This window comes from Massilia sp. CT11-108 (assembly GCF_047302915.1).
In the GTDB taxonomy this organism is placed as follows: domain Bacteria; phylum Pseudomonadota; class Gammaproteobacteria; order Burkholderiales; family Burkholderiaceae_D; genus Telluria; species Telluria orientalis.
Window position 1 is genome coordinate 1 of the sequence record NZ_JBKYMO010000427.1, and the last position, 4,751, is coordinate 4,751.

Sequence of the window (4,751 nt, forward strand, 5' to 3'; positions counted from 1 at the left end):
GCTCGGGCGAACTGGCCGTGCGCGGCCTGCAGGCCGGGACGGCGCAGCTGCGCATGAACGGGCCGGGCAACGTCGCGCTGGCCGGCACGGTGGGCGACCTGAACGTGGAACTGGCCGGCTCGGGCGATCTCGATGCGGCCGGCCTCAAGGCGGGCAAGGCGACGGTGCGGGCCCGCGGCCCCGGCGGCGTCACGCTGGCGAACGTGGGCGATACGCTGGACGCGGCCCTGTCGGGCTCCGGCGGCCTCAAGGCGAGCATGTCCGGCAAGCGCCTGCTGTTGCGCATGAACGGTCCGGGCGACGCCCGCATCGACGGCAACGTCGCGCAGGTCGACGCGCAGATCGCCGGCTCGGGCAGCCTCGATGGCCATGGCCTGACGGCCGCCCATGCGGACATCGTCGTGCACGGACCGGGCACCGCGTCGGTCAACGTCGTCTCTCAGCCCGACCGCGCGGACACGAAGACCGTCGCGCGCGGCCAGCTGCTGCTCGTCGACCGCAGCGGTTCGCACACGGCCCGGTAAGGAGGTCGCCATGCTGTCCACGATGTTGCCTATACTCGCCCGCCTGAAACGCCGCCTCGCGCCGGCGTCGGCCCCCGCCGTGCGCGTGTTCCCGGACTGCTTCGCCGCCGGCGATACCGTCGTGCCGTGGGCGGACGTGAGCCGCGTGCTGGCCTATGCGAACGAGGACGGCCTGCGACCATCCGCGCGCCGGGCAACGTGCCGCCCACGGCTGAACGCCTGGTCCTTGTGCTAATGTAGCGGGCGCCGCCCACGACACGCCCAAGGATATCGATGACGTCATTCCCAGTCCGCCTCGCGCCGCTCATCGGTGCAGTGGCGCTCGCCGGTTTCGCGCACGCGCAGACGGCGCCGCAGTATACGGAACTCCCGTCCGAGACCCCGGCCGAATTCAGGGCGCCCGACGCCGGCTTCAACTACGTGAAGCGCACGGTCATGATCCCGATGCGCGACGGGACGAAGCTGAACACCATCATCATCGTGCCGAAGGGCGTGCACGACGCACCCATCCTGCTCACGCGCACGCCGTACGATGCGTCCAGCCTCGTGAACCACGCGGACAGCTCCGACCTGGAGACGATCCTGACGGGCTACGACAACGCGGCCGACGTCATCGCCGGGGAAGGCTATATCCGCGTCGTGCAGGACGTGCGCGGCAAGTACGGGTCCGAAGGCGACTACGTGATGAACCGCCCGCTGCATGGGCCGCTGAACCCGACGCCCGTCGACCACTCGACCGACACGTACGACACGATCGAGTGGCTGACGAAGAACGTGCCGGAGACGAACGGCCGCGTGGGCATCATCGGCATTTCGTACGACGGCTTCCTGCCGCTGATGGCGCTCGTGAACCCGCACCCAGCGCTGAAGGTCGCGGTGCCGATGAATCCGATGGTGGACGGCTGGAAGGGCGACGACTGGTTCCACAACGGCGCCTTCCGGCAGATCAATATGTCGTACATGCTCGAACAGGTCGTCACGCGCGCGAACACGGCCAAGTGGCCCATCACGAACTACGACGACTACGACATGTACCTGCGCGCCGCTTCCGCGGGCGCGCTGGGCCGCGAGCGGGGCCTGGAACAGAGCGGCTTCTGGAACAAGGTCGTCGCGCATCCGGCGTACGACGCGTTCTGGCGGCAGCAGGCGATGGACGGCATCCTCGCGCGCCAGCCCGTCACGGTGCCGACACTCCTCGTGCACAGTTATTGGGACGCGGAAGACATCTACGGCGCCATCGCCGTGTGGAAGGCCATCAAGCCGCATGACACGGAGAACAAGGTATTCCTGTCGCTGGGCCCGTGGTCGCACGGCGGCTCGATCGGCGACGGCGCCACGCTCGGCGCCCTGAAATTCGGCAGCGACACGGCGCTGTACTGGCGCCAGCAGGTCTTGAAACCGTTCCTCGCGCGCTACCTGAAAGGGGATGCGAGTGTACCCGCGATCCCGACGGTGACCGCGTTCGAAACGGGCACGAACAAGTGGCGCAACCTGCCCGCGTGGCCGGGCGGCGCCATCGAACCCGTCGCGCTGCGCCTCGCCGCGAACCAGAAGGCCCGGTTGGGCGGCGCGGCCGATGCGAAGGGCTACGACGAATACGTGTCCGACCCGGCCAAGCCCGTGCCGTTCCGCCAGCGTCCGATCCCGCCATACGGCTATGACGAAGCGAAGGGACAGACGTGGCCGCGCTGGCTCGTCGACGACCAGCGCGAGGCGTCGGGCCGCACGGACGTCGCGACGTTCGTGTCCGACGTCCTGACGGCGCCCGTGAAAATCAGCGGCGAGCCGGTCGCGCACCTCGTCGCGTCGACGAGCGGCACGGATTCCGACTGGGTCGTGAAGCTGATCGACGTGTACCCGGACCAGGTGGGGTCGCAGCCGGCGATGGGCGGCTACCAGCTGATGGTGGCCGGCGACATCTTCCGCGGCCGCTACCGCGAAGGCTTCGACAAGCCGAAAGCGCTGGCGCCGAACAAGGCGCTGGCGTACCGCTTCGGCCTGCCGACGGCGAACCACGTGTTCCTGCCCGGCCACCGCATCATGGTGCAGGTGCAATCGAGCTGGTTCCCGCTGTACGACCGCAATCCGCAGACGTTCGTGCCGAACATCTTCTTCGCCCAGCCGGGCGACTACCGCAAGGCCACGCAGCGCGTCTACCACAGCAGCTACGTCGAACTGCCGCTCGTGAAAGCGGCGCAATGACGGGCGGCGTGCGCACCTGGCACGGCAGCTGCCACTGCGGTGCCGTGCGCACGGAGCGCCACCTGTTCTGCGCCACGTGCGGCATCCGGCCGTTCGGCACGGGCACGTCGCCGCGCTGGGGAGATTACGTCGCGGTCAGCGTGCACTGCCTGGACGACCTGCCGGCCGACGCACGCGCGGCGCTGCCCGTCACATACCTGAACGGCCGTGACGACGACTGGGACAATCCGCCGGCCGGCCTGCGTCAGTTATAATTCCATTTTTCCGAAGAAATCCTTCTGTTTACTTCGCTTTTTCAAGATCTGTCATTGTCCTATTCTCTTGCCTTGACAACGGCCCTCCCGGCCGCGATTCTTGTTATTGATGAGAGACGACCATGAAACGCATCCTGCTTTTCCTTGCCACCAACCTCGCCATCATGCTCGTGCTTGGCATCACGGCGAGCCTGCTGGGCGTTAACCATTACCTGACGGCCAAGGGCCTGAACCTGGGCGCCCTGCTCGTCTTCGCCGGCCTGATGGGCTTCGGCGGCGCGTTCATTTCGCTGTGGCTGTCGAAGCCCATCGCGAAATGGTCGACCGGTGCGCGCGTGATCGCGCAGCCGTCCAACCCCACCGAGCGCTGGCTGCTCGACACCGTCGCCCGCCAGGCGCAGAAGGCCGGCATCGCGATGCCGGAAGTCGCGATCTACGAAGGCGCACCGAACGCATTCGCGACCGGCGCGACGAAGAACGCGTCGCTCGTCGCCGTGTCGACGGGCCTGCTGACGTCGATGACGCACGATGAAGTGGAAGCGGTGCTGGCGCACGAAGTGGCGCACGTCGCGAACGGCGACATGGTGACGCTCACGCTGATCCAGGGCGTCGTGAACACGTTCGTGATCTTCCTGGCGCGCGTCGTCGCATACGCCGTCGACCAGTTCCTGCGCCGCGACGGCGAGGAGCGCGGCCCCGGCATCGCGTTCACGATCACCTCCGTCGTGTGCGACCTGCTGTTCGGCCTCGTGGCCAGCATCATCGTGGCCTGGTTCTCGCGCCAGCGCGAATACCGCGCCGACCGCGGCGCCGCGCAGATCATGGGCACGCCCCGTCCGATGATCGCCGCGCTCCGTCGCCTGGGCGGCCTGGATCACGCCGACCTGCCGAAGAACCTGGCCGCGTCGGGCATCGCCGGCGGCGGCGTGCTGGCCCTGTTCAGCAGCCACCCGTCGTGCGAGGACCGCATCGCGGCCTTGCAGCAGGCATGACGGACCGGCGCGCGTCCAGGCTTCTCGTGCCGGCGCTGTTCGCGCTGGCGCTGGGCGTCCTCCTGCAGCACTTCCTCGGCGCGCTGGCCTGGGCCGGCCTGCTCGCTGTGATCACCTGGCCCGCGCACGTCCACCTGCAGCGCCGCGGCTGGCCGCCCGCCGCCAGCGCGGCCTGCCTCGTGGGCCTGCTGATCCTCGGTTTCGTCGGCCCATCCATCGTGTTGCTGAATACGCTGGGCGGCGAACTGGCCGGCGTGCAGCGCCTCCTGGCCCGCGCCAACGAGACGGGCATCCCCGTCCCCGCCTGGATCGCGCACCTGCCGATGGTGGCCGAACACGCGGTCCAGTGGTGGAACGAACACCTTGCCCTGCCCGGCGGCTTGAACCGCCTCGTCGGCAGCGCGGCCGGCGACTTCGCCCCGCACCTGACGGGCGCCGCGCGCCTGTGGGGCTCGACGATCCTCGCGAATGCGCTGTACCTGTTCCTCGCCCTGCTCACCCTGTTCGTGCTGTACCTGCACGGCCCCGCCGCCATCCGCCACGTCGACACGGCTGGCATGCGCGCGCTGCCGCGCCAGTATCCGATGCTGCGCCGCGTGTTCCCCCTGTCCGTGCGCGGCACCGCGCTGGGCCTCGTCTCCGTCGCCATCCTCGAAGGCTGCGTGCGGGACGCCTACATCGCCGTGCGCTAAATCTCGCATGCGCTGGACACCGCCAAGCACACGACGACTTTTACGCGCCTGTACAAGTTGCCGGCCGGCGGCACCCTGATCGACTCC

The 4,751-nt window shown here is 68.8% G+C and carries 5 protein-coding genes and 1 pseudogene; all 6 read left to right on the top strand.

Going from position 1 to position 4,751, the window contains the following annotated elements; all coding sequences use genetic code 11:
* Positions 1 to 524: GIN domain-containing protein (locus ACEN88_RS24530; RefSeq protein ID WP_413343876.1), on the top strand; the 524-nt coding region annotated here is incomplete at its 5' end.
* A gap of 10 nt (positions 525 to 534) precedes the next feature.
* Entirely contained in the window at positions 535 to 759 is a 225-nt protein-coding gene (locus ACEN88_RS24535; protein ID WP_413343878.1) for a hypothetical protein, read from the top strand.
* 38 nt (positions 760 to 797) lie between these two features.
* Complete coding sequence (locus ACEN88_RS24540) at positions 798 to 2,726, top strand: CocE/NonD family hydrolase (RefSeq protein ID WP_413343880.1); 1,929 nt, start codon at positions 798 to 800, stop codon at positions 2,724 to 2,726.
* Between the two features lie 8 nt (positions 2,727 to 2,734).
* The gene (locus ACEN88_RS24545) at positions 2,735 to 2,980 is read left to right on the top strand and encodes a hypothetical protein (RefSeq protein ID WP_413343883.1); all 246 of its coding nucleotides are present in this window, start codon (positions 2,735 to 2,737) and stop codon (positions 2,978 to 2,980) included.
* A 122-nt stretch (positions 2,981 to 3,102) separates the two neighbouring features.
* Entirely contained in the window at positions 3,103 to 3,972 is an 870-nt protein-coding gene (gene htpX / locus ACEN88_RS24550) for a protease HtpX (protein ID WP_413343885.1), read from the top strand.
* Between the two features lie 26 nt (positions 3,973 to 3,998).
* Positions 3,999 to 4,751 (top strand): annotated as a pseudogene (locus ACEN88_RS24555) (AI-2E family transporter); the annotation flags it as partial.

Coding starts and splice junctions, on each gene's coding strand:
- ACEN88_RS24535 (WP_413343878.1), top strand. CDS start 535: ATGCTGTCCACGATGTTGCCTATACTCGCCCGCCTGAAACGCCGCCTC.
- ACEN88_RS24540 (WP_413343880.1), top strand. CDS start 798: ATGACGTCATTCCCAGTCCGCCTCGCGCCGCTCATCGGTGCAGTGGCG.
- htpX (WP_413343885.1), top strand. CDS start 3,103: ATGAAACGCATCCTGCTTTTCCTTGCCACCAACCTCGCCATCATGCTC.